Genomic DNA, 21,258 nt, shown 5'->3' with positions numbered 1-21,258 from the left:
CATGAACAGGCCCTTCACGTCGGACCGGACCGACCTCGGCGAACGCAGCGACATCGACGCCGTCAGCGATCTCCTGCCTGTTGCCGGACTGCAGGTCGCCGATATCGGCTGTGGTGCAGGCGCCCTGTCGCGCAGGCTCTGCGCCCTGGGGGCGACGGTGCTGGCGGTGGAGCCCGACCCGATCCAGGCGGAGAAGAACCGCGCGGCGGAGCCCCTGCCGGGCCTGACATTCGTGGAGGCGGGCGCGGAGCGGCTGCCGGCGGAGAGCGGCAGCCTGGACGGCGTGTTCTTCTTCCGCTCCCTGCATCACGTGCCGAAGCCGCTGATGGCGGCTGCCCTGGCCGAGGCGGCGCGGGTGCTGAAGCCAGAGGGCGGCTTCCTCTGCGTCGTCGAGCCCGGCATGACCGGCAGCCATTTCCAGGTGATGCGCCCGTTCCATGACGAGACGGAGGTGCGGATCGCCGCCCAGGCGGCGCTGTCGGAAGTGGCGCAGCCGCGCTTCGGCCGGGTGGACCGTTATCGCTTCGTGCAGTATCCGCGGCACGCCGATTTCGCGGCGATGGTGACCCGGGTGACCGGCCAGACCTTCAACAATATCAGCCGCGACCGGGTGGAGACCGACGAGGTCCGCGCCCTGTTCGAACAGGGCCGCAGCGACGAGGGCGATTATGTCTTCGAGCAGCCGATGCTGCTGGACCTCTACCGCGACCCGCGATCCGCCTGAGCAGCCTCGGGGCCGGGCGGCGGGTGCAGGTGGCAGGCCAGCTGCCGCCCTTTCCCCTCAGGCACGGCCCCCGCAGGCTTACCGAGGACCGGCTCCAGCACCGCACATAGTTCGAAGGCGCGCGGGCAGCGCGGATGGAAGGCGCAGCCCGGCGGCGGGTCGGTGGGGTCCGGCGCCATGCCGCTGAAGGCCGGCTCCGGCAGGCCGGCCTCAGGTTCCGGCGTCATCACCGACGACAGCAGCGCCCGGGTATAGGGATGCAGCGGATCGCGCATAACCTGCGCGGTCTCCCCCGCCTCCACCACCCGGCCGAGATACATGACGGCGATGCGCTGGGCCATGATCTCCACCACCGCCATGTCGTGGCTGATCAGGACGAAGGCGGTCCCCGTCCGCTCCCACAGGTCCAGGATCAGGTTCAGGATATGGGCCTGCACCGACACGTCGAGGGCGGAGGTCGGCTCGTCGCAGATGATCGCCTCCGGCCCGATCGCCAGCGCCCGGGCGATCGCCACCCGTTGGCACTGCCCGCCGGACAGCTGGCTGGGATAGGAATGCATCAGCCGCTGCGGCAGGTCGACAAGCTCCAGCACCTCGCGCACCCGGGCCGCCCGCCATGCCGGGTGCTTCACGCCATGGGCGTCGAGGGGGAAGCGCACGATCTGCGCCACCGTCTTGCGCGGATTGAGCGACGAGACGGGGTCCTGGAACACCGGCTGGACGCGGGTGGCGAAGGCACGCCGGTCCAGCGCGCCGATCGGTTGCCCATCGATCAGGATTTCGCCGCTGCTGGGCGTTTCCAGTCCCAGCAGCATGCGTGCCAGGGTGGACTTGCCGCAGCCGGACTCGCCGACGATGGCGGTGATGCTGCCGCGCGGAATCTGCAGCGATACGTCCCGCACCGCATGGAGCTGCCGCGCCGGGCCGAACAGGGCGCCGCGCAGGCGGAAGCTCTTGCCGACATGGCGCAATTCGAGCAGCGGCGCGGCCTCGCCGGTCATGACGCCCCCTGGAGCGCATCTTCCGATGCCGGCAACCCTTCCCAGATGCAGCGCCAGCTGCGGCCCCCCGCCTGCCGCACCGGCGGCGCCTGGGCGCGGCAGGCGCCGCGCACGAAGGCGCAGCGATTGGCGAAGCGGCAGCCGGGAACGCCCTCCAGCATCATCGGGACCGAGCCCTCGATGGTGCCAAGCCGGCCGCCGGCCCGGTGGCGCCCGGGCACCGGCACGCAGTCGATCAGGCCCCTTGTGTAGGGATGGCGCGGTTCCGCGAACAGGCTGCGGCGGTCGGCCGTCTCGACGATCTGGCCGGCATACATCACCGCGACCCGGTCGGCCATGCGCGAGACCAGGCCCAGGTCGTGGGTCACCAGGATCAGGCCAAGATCCATCTCCCGCTGCAGCTCCGCCAGCAGGCGCAGGGTCAGCGCCTGGATGGTGACGTCGAGCGCGGTGGTCGGCTCGTCCGCGATCACCAGGGCCGGGTCGCACATCAGCGCCATGGCGATCATCATCCGCTGCCGCAGGCCGCCGGACAGCTCGTGCGGATACTGCTTCAGCCGACGCGCCGCAGCCGGGACGTTGAGCCGGTCCAGCAGGTGCAGCGCCTTCTCCCGCGCCTGCCGCCGGTCGCCGCGGCGGTGCCGCAGGAAGCCCTCGAAAAGCTGCTCGCCCAGCGGCATGACCGGGTTGAAGGCGGTCATCGGGTCCTGGAAGATCATCGCGATACGGTTGCCCGGGATCGCGGCGAAGGCGCGGTCGTCCAGCACCGACAGGTCCTGCCCGTCCAGGCGCAGATGACCCGCGCTCCAGCCGGCCACCCGCGGCAACAGCCGCATCAGGGACAGCGCCACCATCGACTTGCCGCAGCCGCTCTCCCCCACCAGGCAGAGGGTCTCGCCGCGGCCGACCTGAAGGTCGACATTGTTGACCACATGCAGCCGGCCGTGCGGGACGGCCAGGCGGACATTCAGGTCGGCGACCTCCAGCAGCGGCGCGGCGCTCATCCCTTGCCCTCCGTCGCGGTCACGTCGCGGATGCCGTCGCCCAGCAGGTTGATCGCGATCACCAGGACGAAGATGGCGATGCCCGGGATCACGATCAGCGAGGGCTTGAAGAACAGGAACTGCCGCCCTTCCGCGATCAGCAGGCCCCAGGACGGGGTCGGCGGCTGCACGCCGAGGCCGAGGAAGCTCAGCGCCGCTTCCACCACGATCGCAAGCGCCATCTCCATGCTCATCATGACGACGATATGGCTGAACAGGTTGGGCAGGATCTCCGACCACAGGATCCGCGGCGTAGAGGCGCCGGTGGCGACCGCGGCCTGCACGAATTCCTGCCCGCGCAGCTGCTGGGTCACCGTCCGGCAGACGATCGCGTAGCGGTCCCAGAACAGGAAGGCCAGGATCAGCACCAGCGCCAGGATCGAGCCGCCGGTAACGGAAACCAGCGCCAGCGCCACCATCAGGCCCGGCAGGGCCAGTTTCACGTTCACCAGGTACATCACCACGGCATCGACCCGGCCGCCGAAATAGCCGCCGACCACGCCGATCGCGGCCCCGACGATGGCGGAGACGAAGGCGGCAAAGAAGCCGATGAAGACCGAGACCCGCGCGCCGTAGAGGATGCGGGAGAAGAAGTCGCGGCCGTAGATGTCGGTACCGAAGACATGCGCCCAGCTGCCGCCCTCGGCCCAGACCGGCGGCTTCAGCTTCGCCAGCAGGTCCTGCTGGATCGGGTCGTAGGGCGCGATCCACGGCGCCAGCAGCGCCGCCAGCACGATGGCCAGGGTCACGCCGCCGCCGAGAAGCAGGCCGGGATGCCGCTTCGCGCGGTAGCGCATCAGCTGGTTCGGGGTCAGGGTCGCCGGTTCCTCCGGCACAGGCCTGGCGGCCGGCACCGACTGTGCGGTCATCCTGGCGGGAACCGTTCTGGGAGTATCGCGCATCGACCGGGCCCCGGCGCTCAGGTCGGCCGGATGCGCGGGTCGAGCCGCGCATTGACCAGGTCGGCCAGGAAGGTGAGCACGATATAGGCCAACGAGACCATCACCACGACCGACTGCACCACGGGGAAGTCCTGCCGCAGGATCGAGGTATAGGCCAGATAGCCGATGCCGTTCAGCGCGAAGACGGATTCCACGATCACCGAGCCGCCCAGCAGGAAGCCGAAGGTCACCGCCGCCAGCGACACGATCGGCAGCACCGCGTTCGGCAGGGCGTGGCGGAACAGGATCCGTCGCACCGGCAGTCCCTTGCTGCGCGCGGCGCGGATATAGTTCGCGTTCAGCGCATCCAGCATGCCACTGCGGGTCAGGCGGGTGAACTGCGGCATCACCGAGAGGCCCAGTGTCACCACCGGCAGGATGAAATGCACCGGCGTCTCCGAGCCGGAGATCGGCAGCCATTGCAGCTGCACGCCGAAGATCACGATCAGCATCAGGCCGAACCAGAAGTTCGGGATCGCCTGGCCGAAGACCGCCAGGGTCAGGGCGAAGCGGTCGACCAGGGAGTTCGGCCGCCAGGCGGCGACCACCCCCAGCGGAATGCCGATACCCAGCGCCAGTAGCAGCGACCCGATGGCCAGGATCACCGTGACCCAGATCCGTTCGCCGATCAGCTCCGCCACGGATTCGTTGGTGAACAGCGAGCGGCCCATATCGCCGCGGAACATGCCCCCCAGCCAGTCGAAGTATTGCGCGACCAGGGACTTGTCGAGGCCGTAGAGCGCCGCGGTGCGGGCGATATCCTCGACGCTGGCATTGTCGCCGGCCAGTTCCCTGGCCAGGTCGCCGGACAGGCGCAGCAAGGTGAAGCCGATGATCGAGACCGAGATCGCGACCAGCAGCGACACCAGCAGGCGACGGGCGATGAAACGCGACATCAGCCTCTCCCGCCCGCGCCCGACACGCCATGCCGTGTGAAGGAAGATTGACGGCCGCCCCGCAGGGCGGCCGTCGGGGGATGTGCTGTCACTGCTTCCAGTTCAGGTCGCCCAGACTGAACGCATAGGGCATGTTGCGCCCGCCGGCGATCTCGATCTCGCTGCGGTGGACGACCGGGATCGGGATGCCCGACAGCGGGATGATGTAGCTCTTCTGCACGGCGGTATCGAGGAGCTCGCGCACGATCGCCTCCCGTGCCGCGGGGTCGGTCGTCACCTGCGCCTTCTCCGCCAGCTCGATCAGCTTCGGGTCGTGGTAGTAGTCCTTCGTGTCGCCGGAGAAGAACAGCCCCATCGTGGTGCCGACATCCGGACCGACCCCGGCATTCCAGGCGCCGACGAAGACACCGAGCTGGCCCTCCGCCTGCAGCTTGCGGAAGGTGGCGAAGGTCATCGGCTGCACGCTGGCGCGGATGCCGACCTGGTTCAGGAAGCCGGCGACGATCTCGCCATAGTCGCGGGTGCTGCCGAAGGTGTGGACCACCACGTCGAAGCCGTCGCCATAGCCGGCTTCCGCCAGCAGCTTTTTCGCATGCGCCGGGTCGAAGGGCGGCAGGGGTTCGCTGTAGGCGCAGCCGGCCTGGAAGTCCCAGCACAGCGCCTGCGGCGAGCGCTTCTCCGGCTCGCCGCCGGTGCGCGCCCGCTGCAGGGCATTGCGGTCGACGGCTTCCATGATCGCGCGCCGCACTCGTTCGTCCTTCAGGGCGTCGTTGCCGCTTTTCCCCAGCGCGTCGAGTGCCAGGTACATGTAGGACACGCTCTGCAGCACATCCATGTCGAAGCGCGGATCGGCCGACAGGGCAACGGCCTCCTCGTAGGAGGTATTGCGCAGCAGGTCGACATCGCCGGCCAGCAGGGCGGCGGTCCGGGCACCGGCATCCGGGATCGACTTGATGTGGAAGGTGCCGACATTGCTGGCCGGCTTGGCCGGACCGCCATGGTTGTAGTCCGGGTTCTTCACCAGCTCGATGCCGGCATTGGTGTCGATGCCGGCCACCTTGTACATGCCGGTGCCGACGACATTGTCGCGGAACGCCATCTTGTCCTGCAGCTTGCCATGGACATGCTCCGGCAGCATCTGGGTGCCATAGGCCAGCCGCATCATGTCGTGCGGGGTCGGCTGCTTCGCGACGATCTCGACCGTATGGTCGTCGATCTTCCGCACCTCCTTGATCCACTTCCAGTTCGCCTTGAAGCGGATCTTGGTCTCCGGATCGATCAGCCAGTTGATCGTGTAGACCACATCGTCGGCATCGAACGCCTCGCCGTCATGCCACTTCACGTCGTCACGCAGGGCGAAGCGCAGGGTGACGGGATCGACCCGCTCCCAGCTCTTCGCCAGCAGCGGCTCGTAGGCGTTGGTCTCTTCGTTGTAGGAGATCAGGCTGTCGAAGACCGCCTCCGCCACCATCTCGATCTCGGGCTTGGCGTCCTGGTACCAGTCCACCGTGGAGATCGGGAACTCGAAGGCAAGCCGCAGCTTGTCCTCCGCCGGCTGCGCGGCGGCGGCCTGTATCCCGAATGCGAAAGCGGCCGAGGCCGCCAGCAATGCCAGTCTGCGTTTCATGTCATTTCCTCCCCTGCTTCCGGCTTCCGGAATGCTTTGTTGCTGCGGCTTCCTTGCGCGGCTTGGCGGTGTTGCGGGCCTCCGCCGCGCCGTCCTGGGCATGCGGCGCATCCGGCCAGCCCGACCGGACATGACGGGACAGGCGCCTGATCTGGTCGTAGAAGCCGGCCCATTCCTCCGGTTCCAGGGCCTCGAGCAGCCAGCGATGCCGGGCCCGCATCCGCTGCTCGATCGCATGGAAGAAGGCACGTCCCTCGTCCGTGACATGCGCGGTTCCGGCGGCGCGGCGCTGCGAACCGCTCTCCCAGTCGACGAAGCCGCGCTCGTGCAGGCCCCGCAGGGCACGGCTGGTCTGGGAATTGTCGTTGTCGTTGATCTCGCTCATCGCCTGCCCGGTCATCGGGCCGCGTTCGCTCAACAGTGCCAGGCAGCGCCACTGGATCAGCGAGATCTGGAATTCGTGGGCGAGGATCCGCCGGGTCATCCTGTCGACCGACCGCGCCAGACGGGAGATGCGCACCGACAGGAAGTCGGCAATGCGCAGGTCATCGGACAGGTAATCCACGGCCGCGAGCCATCCTCCCTTCGGTGTCCCGGCGCTTCTGTCGTGGCGCCATCGCCTGTGCGACGGGGCGGCGCCGCAGGCCCGCCCCTCTCCGGCCGGCGAGTCTAGGCAAGCGTTATTGCAATTGCAATAAGAAAACCCGCATGCTAATGGGATCGGAAGCTGGCACAGCGGCACAGAACAAGCTATTGAAAATACGGGGAGATTCATGAGGCGCACAGGCGGGCAACTGCTGATAGACCGGCTGCTGGAGCATGACGTCTCCACGGTCTTCGGCGTGCCCGGCGTACAACTCGACTGGGCCGTCGACGCCCTGCGCGAACGGCAGGACCGGATCCGCTTCATCGTGCCCCGGCATGAACAGGCCACCTCCTACATGGCGGACGGCTATGCCCGCGCCACCAGCCGGCCAGGCGTCTGCATGATGGTCCCGGGCCCCGGCCTGCTGAACGCCCTGTCCGGCCTGGCCACCGCCTATGCCTGCTGCAGCCCTGTCCTGTGCATCGCCGGCCAGATCGACAGCGCCTCGATCGGCCTGGGCCAGGGGCGCCTGCACGAGATCCCCGGCCAGTCCGCGGTACTGGACAGCGTCACCAAATGGCATGCCCTGGCGCGCAGCCCGGAAGAGATCCCCGGCCTGATCGACGAGGCCTTCCGCCAGATGGCGGCCGGCATTCCCCGCCCCGTCTGCGTGGAGGTGCCGCCCGACGTGCTGCAGGCGGCCACCGGCGCCGCCTTCGGTGCCGTGGTTCCGCCCGCTCCCACTGCGCTGAAGGCCGATCCCGGGCAGCTGCAGCGCATCGCCGACCGCATGAAGGCGGCGCAGCGGCCGGTGATCCTTGCCGGCCGCGGCACTGCCCGCGGCGACGGCCCGGCCGCGCTGCGCCGGCTGGCGGAGGCGCTGGACGCGGCCGTGGTGACGACGGAGGGCGGCCGCGGCGCGCTGCCCGACGCGCATCCGCTGGCCCTGTCGCCGGCCGCCATGGCGAGCCTGCTGCCGCTGGCCGACGCGGTCCTGTCGGTCGGCACCCGCTGCCTCTCCGCGCCGGGCACGACCCGGCCGATGGCCGACGGGGCCTGGGTCGCACATGTGAACCTGGACGGCGCCCATCTGCGGCCACCGCGTCCCGCGGACGAGGTCGTGCTGGCCGACGGCCCGGCGACCCTGGCGGCCCTGGCCGGCCTGGTCGCCGGCGGCCGGGCGGAGAACGGCATGGCCGACCTGGTGCGCCGGACCCGCGCCGCCACCGAGGCGCGGCTGGCGGGCATCCGGCCGCAGACAGAGTGGATCCAGGCCCTGCGATCCGCGATCCCGGAGGACGGGATCCTGGTCTCCGACCTGACCCAGGTCGGCTACCTGGCCAATGTCAGCTATCCGGTCGGCCGCCCCGACGAACTGATCGCGCCGGGCTACCAGGGCACCCTGGGCTTCGGCTATGCCACCGCATTGGGCGCGGCGGCCGGTGCGCCGGGCCACCTGGTGGTCTCGATCTCCGGCGATGGCGGCTTCGCCTATACCCTGCAGGAACTGGTGACCGCGCGCCGCTTCGGCCTGCCCGTCGTCGCGATCGTCTTCGCCGACGGCCGCTTCGGCAATGTCCACCGGATCCAGAGCCGTGTCTTCGGCCAGAGCTATGCGGCGGAGATCGACAATCCGGACTTCGCCCTGCTGGCGGCCGCCTTCGGCATCGCGCATCGTCGCATCGCCGCGCCGGAGGAGCTGGCATCGGCGATCGCCGCCGCCGAAGGCGCGCCGCTGCTTGTGGAGGTGCCGGTGGGGGAGATGGACACGCCCTGGCCCGCCGTACTGGGCATCGGCTCCTTCGCGGAACCGCCGCCGGCGGAGCAACCAGACTGAAAGACCGGACCGGGGGACGACAGATGAGCCGCCTGCAGACCGCCTACGACATGAAGCCGCCCAGCCATATCGTCGAGCTGACGGAGGTCGGCCGCGGCAAGCCGATGGGCGAGTATCTGCGCCGCTTCTGGCACCCGGTCGGGCTGGCGGCCGATGCCGGTCCCACGCCCCGCGCGGTGAAGGTGCTGGGCGAGGAGCTGATCCTGTTCCGCGACGGACAGGGCCGCGCCGGGCTGCTGCATCCGCGCTGTGCGCATCGCGGCGCCTCGCTGTTCTACGGCAAGGTCGAGGATCGCGGCATCCGCTGCTGCTATCACGGCTGGCTGTTCGATACGGAAGGCCATTGCCTGGAACAGCCCTGCGAACCGGAAATGGGCGTGAACCGGGGCTATGTCACGCAGCCCTGGTACCCGGTCGAGGAGCGCTACGGCCTGGTCTGGGCCTATCTGGGGCCGCTGGACCGCAAGCCGCTGCTGCCCCGCTACGAGTTGCTGGAGAACCTGGCCGAGGGCGAGATCCTGGATGCCGACGACCGCTCCATCGGCTCCGGCGGACCGGTGATCGCGGACTTCAACTGGTTCCAGCATTTCGAGAACATCGTCGACCCGTTCCACGTGCCGGTGCTGCACGGCACCTTTTCCGGCGTGCAGTTCGTCGATGCGATGAACCAGCTGCCGGAGGTGGAATTCTCCGAGCACGAGACCGGCGTGCGGGTGACCAGCTACCGGACCCTGGGCGACGGCAAGCGGCTACGCCGGATCACCGAGACCGCGGCGCCGACCCTGCGCGTGGTGCCCAGCCCGCGCCTGGACCCGGCCGGGCCCTGCACCCTGATCGGCTGGGTTCTGCCGATGGACGATACCAGCTTCCGCATCTACACCGTCGGGCGAGTGGCCGCGCGGGGCGACCTGCAGAAGATCCGCTCGCGCATGAACGGCAAGCTGTGGGAGGAACTGGCGCCGGAGGAGCACCAGCTTTTCCCCGGCGATTACGAGGCGCAGAAGAGCCAGGGCGACATCACCTGGCACAGCCACGAGCATCTGGCCCTGTCGGACCGCGGCATCTCCATGCTGCGCCGCTTCATGCGCCGCCAGGTCCGCATCGTCGCCGAGGGCGGCGATCCGGCAGGTGTCGCTTTCAAGGAAGGCGAGGAATGGGTCCGCTCGCCGTCCGGCAATTTCATCGAGGATGTCGCCGCGGAGTGAGGCAGGCAGGCTCGATCGTTGCCAGAATGCTGGCGACTTTCGAGCCTGCCCGACCTAAGTCGCCCCTTCCCGCCCCGTCATCCTCGGGCCTGACCCGAGGATCGTGGCAGGGCCGCGCCGTTGCACCGATGGGGCGCTCAGCAGCCCGTTGATCGGTCCTCGGGTCGGGCCCGAGGACGACTGCCAGGTTTCTGTCGACCGGATGCGGTGCCGAACCCCCTACCCGGCCGCGCCCTGCAGTTCGGTTGCCTGTTCCAGCCGCGGATAGTCGGTATAGCCCTCCGGCGTGTGGGCATAGAAGCTCTCCGGCCGCGGCGGGTTGAGGGGGGCGTCGATCCGCAGCCGTTCGGGCAGGTCGGGATTGGCCAGGAAGGCCTTGCCGAAGGCCACGGCATCGGCCCAACCGTCGGCCAGCGCGGCCTCCGCTGCCTTCTTGTCGAACGCCTCGTTGGCGATATAGGCGCCGCCGAAGATCTTCTTCAGCTGCGGTCCCAGGCTGTCTTCGGCCAGCTTCTCCCGCGCGCAGAGGAAGGCGATGCGGCGCCGGCCCAGCTCCGTCGCGACATGGCCGAACAGGGCGGCGGGATCGGAATCCCCCATGTCGTGGGCATCGCAGCGCGGCGCCAGGTGCATGCCGACCCGTCCCGGCCCCCAGACATCGACGACCGTGTCCGTCACCTCCAGCAGCAGGCGGGCGCGGTTCTCGATGCTGCCGCCGTACTGGTCGGTCCGGTGGTTCGAGCTGTCCTGCAGGAACTGGTCGAGCAGGTAGCCGTTCGCGCCGTGGATTTCCACGCCGTCGAAGCCGGCCGCCTTGGCGTTCTCCGCCCCGCGGCGGAAATCCGCCACGATGCCCGGGATCTCATCCGTTTCCAGCGCGCGCGGCACGACATAGTCGCGCTTCGGCCGCAGCAGGCTGACGGAGCCGCGCGGCGCGATCGCGCTGGGCGCCACCGGCAGGCCGCCATTGTGGAACACCGGGTCGGAGATCCGGCCGACATGCCAGAGCTGCAGCAGCATCCGCCCGCCGGCCGCCTTCACCGCGCTGGTCACAACCTTCCAGCCCGCCACCTGCTCGTCCGACCAGATGCCGGGCACGCCGGGATAGCCGATCCCCTGCGGGCTCACCGGCACCGCCTCGGAGATGATCAGCCCGGCGGAGGCGCGCTGCGCGTAATACTCCGCCATCAGCGCGTTCGGGACGTGGCTGTCGCCGGCGCGCAGGCGGGTCAGCGGCGCCATGATCACCCGGTTGGGCAGGCTGAGTTCGCCGATGGTGACGGGATCGAACAGGTTCGGCATGGGGACCTCGGATCGGCACGTCGGGAGGGTGGAAAAGGTGCGGGCCGGCCGGCCCTGACGCCCACATAGCGCAGCCGGGCTTCGTTAACCAGTCCCAGCCGGCAGAATCCGGACCGGTCAGTCCAGAAGTTCCGGGCGGAACTTCGACCGCCGGCTGATCGCCTTGCCCGCGGTCATGAACACGCCGTCGCCGGTATAGTGCAGGGTCCGCGGATGCCTCGGCACCGGCGCCATATGCGCCTTCACGACCTCGAAGACGAACAGGTTGTAGCGGTCGACCATGGCATCGTCGTGCAGCCGGCATTCGAAGCAGGCATGGCATTCCTCGATCAGCGGCACGTCCACCACCGCCCCCTGCCCTGCCGTCAGGCCGAAGCGGGCGAACTTGTCGACCGCCGCCCCGGAGGTGTTGCCGATGCAGGCGCCGCTGTCCCGCACCATGTCGAAGCTGTGATTGCCGCCGGCGATCATCAGCCCGATCAGGGCGGGGGTGAATTCCAGCAGCGTGTGCCAGCCCAGGGTCATCACATTGTCCTGCCCCCGCCAGCGGGAGGAGACCAGGACGATCGGTCCCGGCTCCAGGTAGCGGCGCACGTTGGACACCGGGAAATCGGCCTTGGCCGGGCGCTTCACCATCTGCGGCTCATGTCCGTTCGTATCATGCCCCCCGAACCCGCACACTGTTTGCATGCCCATTGCGCCAGAAACTGCATGCCGGACGGGGGTCCGGCTCGAGCACCGGAGCATCGCGATGCGTCACATCCCAGGTCCCGCCATCGTCTACGCCACCCTGCTGGCCGCAAGCCTGCCCACCGCCATGTCCCGCCCCGCTGCCGCCGCGGTCGATCTCGACTGGCAGGTCAGCCTGTCGGGCGAGGTCGCGCTGTCGGAGGTACGCTTCGGCAAGGTCGCCGGCTGGACCTGCACCACCGGGAGCCTGACCGCCACGGCGGCCAGCGGCTCCTGCACGGGGAAGCCTGAAGGAGGATGGTTCGGCACGGATGAATTTACGGACAGGCCACCGATGATCGCCTTCATCGTCAAGCCGACCTTCCCGGTCCATCTCCCCGACTCCCCGACGGGCATTCCCGGTGCGCCGGTTCAGTTGGCCTGTCCGGTGGCGGCCAACCTGACCTCGACAGCCAGCCAGGTCAGACATGGCGGCTTTTCTCCGGAAAGCGCGCCCGACATCTCGACGGACGACATCGCGGAACCGGGCTACTGCAACCACCTGAACCTCGTCCACGCAGGCGGCAATGCCTGGACCCTGACCTATTCCGGGCCGACCACGTCGGAAGGCGTGATGCAGGACTGACCGGCGCGGCGGCTGGCGAGGGCCGGCGTTCGTCGAACGCCTGGCCGCTGCCGCCCCGCCATGCTACCCGGCAGGGTCTGGCATCGTTCGGGTAGCGACGGGAGAGCGGCATGGAGCGACTGGAAGCCGGGGGCATCGCGATCCCCAAGCTGGGCCTGGGCACTTATCGGCTGACCGGCGATTCCTGCCGGGAAGCGGTGGAGAGCGCACTGGCTTTGGGCTACCGGCATCTCGATACGGCGGAGATGTACGGCAATGAGGAAGCGGTCGGCGCTGCTATCGCCGCCTCAGACGTGCCGCGCGACGAGATCCACGTCACCACCAAGGCCTGGGTGGAGAACCTGAAGCCCGACGCGCTGCGCCGCGCCTTCGACACCAGCCAGAGGAAGCTCGGCCTGGAGAGCGTCGACCTCTACCTGATCCACTGGCCGGCGCCCGACATGAACCTGGCCGCCACCCTGGAGGCGATGCTGCGCCTCAAGGAAGAGGGGCGCATCCGCGCCGTCGGCGTGGCGAACTTCCCCGTCGCATTGCTGCGGCAGGCGGTGGAGGGGATCGGCGCCCCGATCGCCTGCAACCAGGTCGAATACCATGTCTGCCTGGACCAGTCGGCGCTGCTCGCCTACCAGCGGCAGAAGGGCATCCCGCTGGTCGCCTACTGCCCGGTGGCGCAGGGCCGGCTGGCCGAGGATGCCGGCCTGGCCGGGATCGGCAGGAAGCACGGCGCCTCCCCCACCCAGGTCGCCCTGAAATGGCTGCTGGACCAGGACATCGTGGTGCCGATCCCGAAGGCCCGGCGGCCCGTCAGCCAGCAGGCCAACCTGGACGCCTTCCGCATCCCGCTGGACGATGACGACCGCGCCACCATCGCCGCGATGCGCAAGGACCTGCGCTGCGTCAATCCGGGCTTTGCACCCGACTGGGACTGACCGCGGCGCCTCATCGCCCCGGATTGCGGGCCTCGATCTCCCAGCAGGCGGCGGTGAAGCGCACCTGTCCGTCCGCGACGAACGGCGCGAAGGCCGGCCGCACTGCCGCGAGCACCCTCTGTCGCAGCTCCGGGTCGGCGTCCTGCAGCATCGCCCCGACCGGCCCCAGGCGGTTCAGGTAGGACTCCAGATGGGCCTCCGGCATCGAAAGCGGCAGGTCCAGCGGGCGGATCTCGATCTTCGTCCAGCCGCTGTCCGCCAGAAGGCCGCGGACCCGGCCTTCGTCGCCGAAGGCGAACTGGCCCGGCCCGTCCGGCTGGCGCGGCGGCAGGTCCGGCAGATGCGGCGCCGCGGCCCGCTCCGCCGCCGTCATGAAGGGGTTCGCCGCCGCATCCCGCCAGGCATGCAGCAGCATCCGCGCACCGCCCCTGGCCGCGCGGCGCAGGTTGCCGAACGCGGCCACCGGGTCTGCGAAGAACATCACGCCGAAGCGCGACAGCAGAAGGTCGTACTGCGCGGGCGGGAAGTCGTGCACCTGGGCATCCGCCAGGACGAAAGCCGCGTCGACACCGGCCTCCGCAGCGCCCGCACGGGCCGCCTCCAGCATCGGCGCGGAGATGTCGATGCCGGTGCAGCGGCCACTGCCGGCCAGCGCCCGCGCGACAGCGAGCGTGGTGCCGCCGGTACCGCAGCCGATGTCCAGCACATGCGCCGGCGCTTCCGCCCGCGCCACCTCGACCAGCCGCGCCTGCAGCGGCGCGAACAAGGCGTCGAGCATGGCCTGCGCGGCGACCCAGTTGCGCCCCGCCACGCCGTTCCAGCGATCCGCCTGGGGATTGCCGCTTTCCGCTGCCGCCGTCATGCTCGCCGTTCCTTGTGCATGTCCGTCTTCCTTTCCGTCATGATCCGTCCGGCCCCTCCACTTGCCTGGGGGGCCGATCCCCAGCACCCTGCCAGTTCAAGTCCACTTGAGGTCAAGCCCGGATCGGACCGCAGCCATGATCGGCATCGACATCGCGGAGGTGGCCCGGCGCGCCGGGCTGCCCGCCTCCACCCTTCGCTTCTACGAGGAGAAGGGGCTGATCGCCTCGATCGGCCGCCGCGGCCAGCGCCGGCTGTTCGACAGCGACGTCCTGGAGCGCCTGGCCCTGATCGCGCTCGGCCGCGCCGCCGGCTTCAGCCTGGACGAGATCGCCCTGATGTTCGCCCCCGACGGGGAGCCGCGCATCGACCGCGACCGGCTGGCGGCCAAGGCCGACGAACTGGACGGCACCATCCGCCGCCTCCAGGCGATGCGCGACGGACTGCGGCATGCCGCCGCCTGTCCCGCGCCGAGCCATATGGAATGCCCCACCTTCCGGCGGTTGATGCGGGCCGCCGCCTCGGGGGCGATCCAGGCGGGGCCGACGATCCCCGGCAGGCGGACCGCATGACGGCGATGGCGGAAGAGCTCGACATCCTTGTTGTTGGCGGCGGCAATGCAGCGCTCTGTGCCGCCATCGCCGCGCGGCGCGCCGGCGCCTCCGTCCGGGTGGTGGAAGCCGCGCCGGAATTCTACCGCGGCGGCAATACCCGCCACACGCGGAACATGCGCTGTGCCCATGACAGCGCGACCGATCACCTGACCGGCCCCTATACCGAAGCGGAGTTCTGGGACGACCTGCTGCGGGTGACGGAGGGCGAGACCAACGAGGATCTGGCCCGCCTGATGATCGCGCAGTCCAAGCCGATGCTGGGCTGGATTGCCGAACAGGGCGTGCGCTTCCAGCCGTCCCTCGGCGGCACCCTGAGCCTGGGCCGGACCAATTCCTTCTTCCTGGGCGGCGGCCGGGCGATGCTGAACGCGCTGTACCGCACGGCCGAAGGGCTGGGGGTGGAGCTGCGCTATGACGCGCCGGCCACCGCCTTCGCCATCGACGGCGGCCGCTTCCATGCCGCCACCATCGGCGGTGTGGAGACCGTCCGTGCCAAAGCCATGGTGGCCGCCGCCGGCGGCTTCGAGGCGAATTTCGACTGGCTGAAGGAAGGCTGGGGCGCGGCCGCCGACAACTTCCTGATCCGCGGCACGCCCTACAACCGCGGCGATGTGCTGCGGCTGCTGATGGATGCCGGCATGGCGACCCTCGGCGACCCCACCCAGTGCCATGCGGTCGCGATCGATGCCCGCGCGCCCAGGTTCGACGGCGGCATCATCACCCGGCTGGACTGTGTGGTGTTCGGCATCGTGGTGAACCGCGAGGCGCGGCGCTTCCACGACGAGGGCGAGGATTTCTGGCCGAAGCGCTACGCGATCTGGGGGCGGCTGGTCGCGGCGCAGCCCGGCCAGATCGCCTATATCGTCTTCGACGCGCCCTGCCTGCACATGTTCATGCCCTCCCTCTACCCGCCGATCGCGGCGGCGAGCATCACGGAGCTGGCGCAGAAGCTGGAGCTGCCGGCCGAGGCGCTGCAGCAGACGGTGGCGGATTTCAACGCCGCGGTGCGGCCGGGACGGTTCGACCATACCGAGCTGGACGATTGCCGGACGGAAGGCCTCTCCCCGCCGAAGAGCCACTGGGCGCGGCGGATCGAGACGCCGCCCTTCTACGCCTACCCGGTGCGGCCGGGGATCACCTTCACCTATCTGGGCCTGAAGGTCGACGCCGATGCCCGACTGCAGCGGGCCGGCGGCGGCGCGGTGGAGAACATCTTCGCCGCCGGCGAGATCATGGCCGGCAATGTGCTGGGACGCGGCTATGCCGCCGGCATCGGCATGACCATCGGCAGCGTCTTCGGAAAGATCGCGGGAGAGGCGGCGGCCCGCCATGTCCATGGCAGATAGCGCCCCGGTATCCCCGCCTGTATCCCCGCCGGTATCCCCGCCGGCACCGGCGGCGCTGGCCGAGGCCGCGCGCCTGATGACGATCTGCAATGCCTGCCGCTATTGCGAGGGGCTCTGCGCCGTCTTTCCGGCAATGGAGCTGCGCCGCGACTTCGCGGCCGGCGACCTGAACTACCTGGCCAATCTGTGCCACGGCTGCGGCGCCTGCCTCTACGACTGCCAGTTCGCGCCGCCGCATGAATTCGCCGTCGACGTGCCGCGCAGCCTGTCGGCAGTGCGCGCCGCGTCCTACCGCAGCTATGCCTGGCCGGCCGCGCTGCGGCCGCTGTTCGACCGCAACGGCCTGGCGGTCGCGGCGATCGCGGCGGCAAGCCTGGCCGCCTTCCTGCTGGGCTTCGTCCTGGCGCACGACCCGGCCGCCCTGTTCGACAGCTCTGGTGCGTTCTACGCGCTGATGCCGCACGCCGCGATGGCCGGCCTGTTCGGCGCGGCAGGCCTCTACGCCCTGCTGGCCCTGATCATGGGCTACCGGGCATTCCGGCGCGACACCGGCGCCGCCAGCCCGGCCGCCTCTTCCGGCGGCAGTCTGTGGCAGGCGATGCGGGATGCCGGCAGGCTGCGCTATCTGGACGGCGGCGGGGCCGGCTGCCACGACACCGGCGCGGTGCCGCGCGACCGGCGGCGGCTGTTCCACCACCTGACCTTCTACGGCTTCCTGCTCTGCTTCGCGGCAACGGTCGCGGGCACGGCCTATCACTACCTGCTGGGCTGGCCGGCGCCCTACGGCCTGCTGTCCCTGCCGAAGCTGTTCGGCATTCCCGGCGGTATCGGGCTGACAATCGGCACGGCGGGCCTACTGCACCTCAAGCTGTGCCGCACCCCGCCGCTCGCCGACCCGGCACGTTTCGGCATGGATACCGCCTTCATCGCGATGCTGGGCCTGACGGGCCTGACCGGCCTGCTGCTGATGGGGTTTCGCGAGACCCCGGCCATGGGTCTGTTGCTGGCGGTGCATCTGGGCTTCGTCTTCGCCCTGTTCCTCACCCTGCCCTACGGCAAGTTCGTGCACGGCCTGTACCGCTTCGGCGCCCTGATGCTCTACGCCGCGGAGCGGAAGGCCGGCCAATTGGAACATTAAGGGAACGATGCTATCCTGCACGGTATACGCGGACGGCGAAAGGCTCTTGGAGGACCGATTGCATGGGGCAAGGCGCGAGATCCGTCACGGCCATGGTCGCGGGGCTGGCGTTCTCGCTGCTGCCCTTCGTCGCCGGGGGCATCGCAGAGGCGCAGGACCGCAAGGCCAGACTGGACCTGGGCGGCATGAGCTACGACTTCATTCCGCCCGAGGACCTGTGCCCGGTCGAACTCGACCACGCATCTCTCGCGCTGCCCGTCAGGCAATATCTTTTCGCCAGGACGGTAAAAACCCAATTCGACGAGGGTCTGGGCCTGGTTCTCTGGCTTGCCGATTGCGACTGGCTCCGCCGGGTCGACAATCTTGAGTATTTCTACGGCCCGTTCTTCCCCGCACGCATGATGGTCCTCTCCGTCCCGGTGCGTCCCAACGGACAGTTCGGCACCATGGGCTCGATGAGCCGGGAGGCCTATATCGACCGGCTTGACGCATCAAATGACGAGACGTCCTGGCCCGCTTCGGACGCGGAGGCGCTCGCAACGATGGCCAATATCGTCGCGACCGCACCGGCCAGCGACGAACCGCGGACGGTGCCTACCGTCCTTCTTGCCCGCCGGGAGCGCGAGAGGGATGTCGTATACGTGGCAGATCTGAAGGCGCACCGGACCACCCCGTCCCGCACCGGCGGCCAGGGCGAGCCCTATTGGCAGGTCTCCGCCGCCTTCAACGCGATCACCGTGCTGGGGGACTTTCCCCTGGTCCTGCAGAACAGGGACCTGGTCGACGATGGCCTGCCCGCGGACCGGTTGCAGTCGGAACTGCAGGCGGTCCTGCGGCAACTCCGCAGCCAGGACGACGGCAGGCGTTGAGTCCGCGCCCGGCCGGGTGGAGCGACCGGCTTCAGTCGGACGACTTCAATCGGCCAACTTCAATCGGACTGGGGCCGAAGACTGGGGCCGAAGAATGTCCCTGATCGTTTCCCCGGGGGCGATTCCCAGATCGGCGGCGAGAGCATTGACGTGGGAGACGCGCCCCGTGCCGTAGGTGGAGCGTCCATCGCCGATCCGTGCCGAGGCGGCGGCGACCGCAATGCCGGGAATGCCCAGACCGTCGAGCGCCGGCAGGCGCGCGATCCCGGCCCGGTCGATGCCGACCCCGGCATCGTTGAAGGCGACCAGCCGCACGCCAGCCTTGACGGCACTGGCGGTTTCGCCCGCCGGCAGGCCCCCATGCGAGCCCGTCAGCACGACCTTGCCGGCATCGGCAGCGGTGATATCGGAAGCGGAATCGAGGCAGACGATCTCAACCGGCTCCGGGAACAGAGCGCACCGCACCAGCCCCAGGACATGCCGGTGATCCGCCTGCGCGCCCGCTTCCCCGGATTGCGCCGCGGCGACCGCAGCGCTGTACCCTGCCTGGTTTTCGACAGGACTGCCGTCCGCCGCAGCGGCGAGGCGCGCGACGGCATCGCGACAGGCCTGTCCTTCGTCCACGCCAAGCGACCGGGCGGCCGCGTTCGCGGCAGAGATCCGGCCGCGCAGCTGCATGTCGTCGGCATCGCCGATCCGGGCGCTGTCATGGCTCACGGCGGCTGCAGGGATGCCATGAGCGTCGAGCATGGCGAGGCCGGCAATGCCGGCATGCTCCAGCCCCAGCCCGGCATCGTGGCATACCAGCGCCCCGGCCCCCAGGCGCAGCGCATAGGCGGCGACAAAGGTTGCGCCATGCGACCCAGTCAGCACCACGGCGCCGCCGACCGCCGCCTTCAGGTGGGTAATGGAGCCGGCCAGAAGGACCGCCCGCTTCCGGGTCATGTCGCCCGGTTTCCCGTCATGCCGCATAATCCATGGCGCGCTTCGCGGCGACCGCCTGCACCAGGTCCCACAGGGCTGCGACATCCGCTGCCTCGGTCGTATGGGCGCCGATCGAGATCCGCACCATCCAGGCACCCGCCACCACGGCCGGGGTGAGATAGGCCTTTCCCGAGGCATTGACGGCGGCGGCCCAGTCCCGCGTGAAATCGTCCAGCCGCCCGGCCGGCACCTCCGGCGGCTCGAACCGGACACACAGGGTCTGCAGGACGACCGGCGCGACAAGGCGCCAATGCGGCGCCGCCGCGACCTGCCGGGCGAGGTCCTGCGCCAGCGCCATGTCGCGGCGCAGCCGCGCCTGCAGGCCGGCCACCCCCTGCTCGCGGATCACGAACCAGAGCTTCAGCGCCCGGAACCGCCGGCCCAGCGGGATCGACGTGTCGCGAAGATTGCGTACCCTGTCGTCCACCGCCGATTGCAGGAAGGACGGGTTGGTCGACATCACCCGCAGGAGCTGCGCCTCGTCCCGCACGAAATAGAGCGAGCAGTCGAACGGCACGCCGAGCCATTTGTGCGCGTTCACCACCAGGCTGTCGGCACCCTCGATCCCGTCCCACATCCAGCGGCATTCCGGCAGGATCATCGCGCTGCCGGCCATCGCCGCATCGACATGCAGCCACAGGCCGTGCCGGCGCGCGATGGCGGCGATCGCCGCCACCGGGTCCATCGATGTGGTGGCCGTGCCGCCGACCGCGGCGACCACGGCGCAAGGGACGTGGCCCGCCGCCAGGTCCGCCGCGATCGCCGACTCCAGCGCCTCTGGCTGCATCGCGAAGGCGTCGTCGATGGCGATCATCCGTACATGGGCGCGGCCGATGCCGGCCAGCAGCGCCGCCTTCTCCACAGAGGAATGGGCGCTGGCAGAGGTGTAGACGACCAGCGGCGGCGCCTGCTCCTGCAGGCCGCCACGGTCGAAGCTGTTGCCGGTCGCCCGTTCCCGCGCGCAGATCAGCGCCACCAGGGTGGCGGTGGAGGCAGTGTCCTGGATGACCCCGAACCAGCCGGGCGACAGGCCAGCCATCTGGCGGAACCAGTCGACGACCACCTCCTCCACCTCGGTCACTGCGGGCGAGGATTGCCAGGACAGGCCCAGCACGCCCAGCCCGGTGCTGAGGAAGTCGGCGAGGATGCCGGCGGGCAGCGCATTGGCCGGGAAATAGCCGAAGAAGGACGGGTGCTGCCACAAGGACAGGTGCGGCAGCACCACCCGGTCGATATCGGCCAGGATCGCCTCGAACGGCTCCGCCTCTTGCGGCGGCATCGCCGGCAGCAGCGCCTTCACATCGCCCGGGCTGCTGCCCGCCTGCACCGGCAGGTCCCGGATGCGCTCCTGGTAGTCGGCCAGCCAGTCCACAATGGCATGGCCGTGGCGGCGGAATTCCTCAGGTTTCAAAGCGCGTCCCCCTACCCGATTTCTGCAGTCATGGTGGCGTCCGCCGGCCCTGGCAGGCCCAGAACAGACATCGGCCCGGATCTGCTCTGCCAGATCCCGACCGGCCCCGCCGGACATGTCGTACAGAACCCGCAGCCGCAGTAGAAGGCTGGCGCAACCTTGCGGATGCCCATGGCGACGGCGCCGCGCCGGAACCCCTGCCGGCCCTCGACCACCAGCAGGCTGGCATGCAGCCGATCCGCCGCGATCGAGCGCTCCGGAAGGCCGTTTACGCCCCGGCAGAAGCGGGCCAGTTCGGCAATCGCAACGCGTGCCGGATCGTCCGGCCGGAGGGCGAAGAAATAAAGGTCGCGCGGCGGCAATGCGGGTGCCGCGAATGGAAGGCTCAGCTGCGTCGCTACCATCGTCCGCCCGTGAAACGTGCATCCGTATGTTCCTTATATGTTCTTATTTGTCAAAGGTAACGACTATTCCGCGCAACGGCCCCCTGGCGCGCAGTCCCCCTTTCCGGAACGGTATCCTGGCCCGTGCGACCACGCAGTCAGGTTTGCGAACATTACTGGAACGATGTAGTCATGCATCCATGACGTGCAGCCGGCAGATCCCTGGCCGGCCTGTCGGTGCAGGGA

21 protein-coding genes are annotated in these 21,258 nt (G+C 69.5%); 9 read left to right on the top strand and 12 right to left on the bottom strand.

The window, feature by feature from the left end:
* Position 1 precedes the first annotated feature (1 nt).
* Positions 2-724 carry a class I SAM-dependent methyltransferase gene (locus ACFOGJ_RS09610; RefSeq protein WP_379899663.1) on the top strand — a complete coding sequence of 241 codons (723 nt, stop codon included), beginning with the start codon at positions 2-4 and terminating at the stop codon, positions 722-724.
* Here the strand turns inward: ACFOGJ_RS09610 and ACFOGJ_RS09605 are convergent.
* The 6 genes from ACFOGJ_RS09605 to ACFOGJ_RS09580 all read right to left on the bottom strand — a co-directional run bounded on the left by ACFOGJ_RS09605 (position 700) and on the right by ACFOGJ_RS09580 (position 6,797).
* A complete protein-coding gene (locus ACFOGJ_RS09605; protein WP_379899661.1) occupies positions 700-1,725 on the bottom strand; it encodes an ABC transporter ATP-binding protein in 1,026 nt (341 codons plus the stop codon). The two genes, ACFOGJ_RS09610 and ACFOGJ_RS09605, sit on opposite strands and share 25 nt — an antisense overlap.
* Positions 1,722-2,729, bottom strand: coding sequence for an ABC transporter ATP-binding protein (locus ACFOGJ_RS09600; protein WP_379899659.1), 1,008 nt, complete (start codon positions 2,727-2,729; stop codon positions 1,722-1,724). Before ACFOGJ_RS09600 ends, ACFOGJ_RS09605 begins: the two co-directional genes overlap by 4 nt.
* The gene (locus tag ACFOGJ_RS09595; RefSeq protein ID WP_379899657.1) at positions 2,726-3,637 is read right to left on the bottom strand and encodes an ABC transporter permease; all 912 of its coding nucleotides are present in this window, start codon (positions 3,635-3,637) and stop codon (positions 2,726-2,728) included. The genes ACFOGJ_RS09600 and ACFOGJ_RS09595 overlap by 4 nt, the downstream gene beginning before the upstream one ends.
* 50 nt (positions 3,638-3,687) lie before the next feature.
* Complete coding sequence (locus ACFOGJ_RS09590; protein WP_379899655.1) at positions 3,688-4,605, bottom strand: ABC transporter permease; 918 nt, start codon at positions 4,603-4,605, stop codon at positions 3,688-3,690.
* Positions 4,606-4,693: 88 nt separating this feature from the next.
* Positions 4,694-6,232 (bottom strand): ABC transporter substrate-binding protein, encoded by a 1,539-nt coding sequence (locus ACFOGJ_RS09585; protein WP_379899653.1) that lies wholly within the window; start codon positions 6,230-6,232, stop codon positions 4,694-4,696.
* A 1-nt stretch (position 6,233) separates the two neighbouring features.
* Positions 6,234-6,797, bottom strand: coding sequence for a MarR family winged helix-turn-helix transcriptional regulator (locus ACFOGJ_RS09580; protein ID WP_379899651.1), 564 nt, complete (start codon positions 6,795-6,797; stop codon positions 6,234-6,236).
* 208 nt (positions 6,798-7,005) lie between these two features.
* Between ACFOGJ_RS09580 and ACFOGJ_RS09575 the strand changes: the two genes are divergently transcribed.
* On the top strand, positions 7,006-8,655 hold the full coding sequence (locus tag ACFOGJ_RS09575; RefSeq protein ID WP_379899649.1) for a thiamine pyrophosphate-binding protein: 1,650 nt from the start codon (positions 7,006-7,008) through the stop codon (positions 8,653-8,655).
* A 23-nt stretch (positions 8,656-8,678) separates the two neighbouring features.
* Positions 8,679-9,860 (top strand): Rieske 2Fe-2S domain-containing protein, encoded by a 1,182-nt coding sequence (locus ACFOGJ_RS09570; RefSeq protein ID WP_379899648.1) that lies wholly within the window; start codon positions 8,679-8,681, stop codon positions 9,858-9,860.
* Between the two features lie 219 nt (positions 9,861-10,079).
* Here ACFOGJ_RS09570 and ACFOGJ_RS09565 read toward each other — a convergent pair whose 3' ends face one another.
* Both ACFOGJ_RS09565 and ACFOGJ_RS09560 read right to left on the bottom strand, forming a co-directional pair.
* On the bottom strand, positions 10,080-11,162 hold the full coding sequence (locus tag ACFOGJ_RS09565) for an alkene reductase (RefSeq protein ID WP_379899647.1): 1,083 nt from the start codon (positions 11,160-11,162) through the stop codon (positions 10,080-10,082).
* 117 nt (positions 11,163-11,279) lie between these two features.
* The gene (locus tag ACFOGJ_RS09560; protein ID WP_379899646.1) at positions 11,280-11,798 is read right to left on the bottom strand and encodes a flavin reductase family protein; all 519 of its coding nucleotides are present in this window, start codon (positions 11,796-11,798) and stop codon (positions 11,280-11,282) included.
* 115 nt (positions 11,799-11,913) lie between these two features.
* Here ACFOGJ_RS09560 and ACFOGJ_RS09555 point away from each other — a divergent pair, with 115 nt between their 5' ends.
* Both ACFOGJ_RS09555 and ACFOGJ_RS09550 read left to right on the top strand, forming a co-directional pair.
* Complete coding sequence (locus ACFOGJ_RS09555) at positions 11,914-12,477, top strand: hypothetical protein (RefSeq protein WP_379899645.1); 564 nt, start codon at positions 11,914-11,916, stop codon at positions 12,475-12,477.
* Between the two features lie 110 nt (positions 12,478-12,587).
* Positions 12,588-13,406, top strand: coding sequence for an aldo/keto reductase (locus ACFOGJ_RS09550; protein WP_379899644.1), 819 nt, complete (start codon positions 12,588-12,590; stop codon positions 13,404-13,406).
* Positions 13,407-13,416: 10 nt separating this feature from the next.
* Here ACFOGJ_RS09550 and ACFOGJ_RS09545 read toward each other — a convergent pair whose 3' ends face one another.
* A complete protein-coding gene (locus ACFOGJ_RS09545; RefSeq protein WP_379899643.1) occupies positions 13,417-14,268 on the bottom strand; it encodes a class I SAM-dependent methyltransferase in 852 nt (283 codons plus the stop codon).
* Positions 14,269-14,404: 136 nt separating this feature from the next.
* On the opposite strand from ACFOGJ_RS09545, the gene ACFOGJ_RS09540 reads away from it, so the two are divergent.
* The 4 genes from ACFOGJ_RS09540 to ACFOGJ_RS09525 all read left to right on the top strand — a co-directional run bounded on the left by ACFOGJ_RS09540 (position 14,405) and on the right by ACFOGJ_RS09525 (position 18,234).
* Positions 14,405-14,839: a helix-turn-helix domain-containing protein gene (locus ACFOGJ_RS09540; protein ID WP_379899642.1), complete on the top strand. Its 435-nt coding sequence runs from the start codon at positions 14,405-14,407 to the stop codon at positions 14,837-14,839.
* Positions 14,836-16,227, top strand: coding sequence for an FAD-dependent tricarballylate dehydrogenase TcuA (tcuA, locus tag ACFOGJ_RS09535; RefSeq protein WP_379899641.1), 1,392 nt, complete (start codon positions 14,836-14,838; stop codon positions 16,225-16,227). Before ACFOGJ_RS09540 ends, tcuA begins: the two co-directional genes overlap by 4 nt.
* Positions 16,211-17,365 carry a tricarballylate utilization 4Fe-4S protein TcuB gene (tcuB, locus tag ACFOGJ_RS09530; protein WP_379899640.1) on the top strand — a complete coding sequence of 385 codons (1,155 nt, stop codon included), beginning with the start codon at positions 16,211-16,213 and terminating at the stop codon, positions 17,363-17,365. Before tcuA ends, tcuB begins: the two co-directional genes overlap by 17 nt.
* Before the next feature lie 62 nt (positions 17,366-17,427).
* A complete protein-coding gene (locus ACFOGJ_RS09525; RefSeq protein ID WP_379899639.1) occupies positions 17,428-18,234 on the top strand; it encodes a hypothetical protein in 807 nt (268 codons plus the stop codon).
* Between the two features lie 45 nt (positions 18,235-18,279).
* Here ACFOGJ_RS09525 and ACFOGJ_RS09520 read toward each other — a convergent pair whose 3' ends face one another.
* Genes ACFOGJ_RS09520 through ACFOGJ_RS09510 form a run of 3 tightly spaced genes read right to left on the bottom strand, consistent with a single transcriptional unit; the run spans position 18,280 to position 21,033 of the window.
* Positions 18,280-19,179: a hypothetical protein gene (locus ACFOGJ_RS09520; RefSeq protein WP_379899638.1), complete on the bottom strand. Its 900-nt coding sequence runs from the start codon at positions 19,177-19,179 to the stop codon at positions 18,280-18,282.
* Positions 19,180-19,195: 16 nt separating this feature from the next.
* Positions 19,196-20,629 carry a pyridoxal phosphate-dependent decarboxylase family protein gene (locus ACFOGJ_RS09515; RefSeq protein WP_379899637.1) on the bottom strand — a complete coding sequence of 478 codons (1,434 nt, stop codon included), beginning with the start codon at positions 20,627-20,629 and terminating at the stop codon, positions 19,196-19,198.
* An 11-nt stretch (positions 20,630-20,640) separates the two neighbouring features.
* Positions 20,641-21,033 (bottom strand): hypothetical protein, encoded by a 393-nt coding sequence (locus ACFOGJ_RS09510; protein ID WP_379899636.1) that lies wholly within the window; start codon positions 21,031-21,033, stop codon positions 20,641-20,643.
* Positions 21,034-21,258 lie beyond the last annotated feature (225 nt).

It is taken from the genome of Marinibaculum pumilum, assembly GCF_042646425.1.
GTDB classification, from domain to species: domain Bacteria; phylum Pseudomonadota; class Alphaproteobacteria; order Ferrovibrionales; family Ferrovibrionaceae; genus Marinibaculum; species Marinibaculum pumilum.
This window is presented reverse-complemented; position numbering and strand designations above follow the sequence as displayed.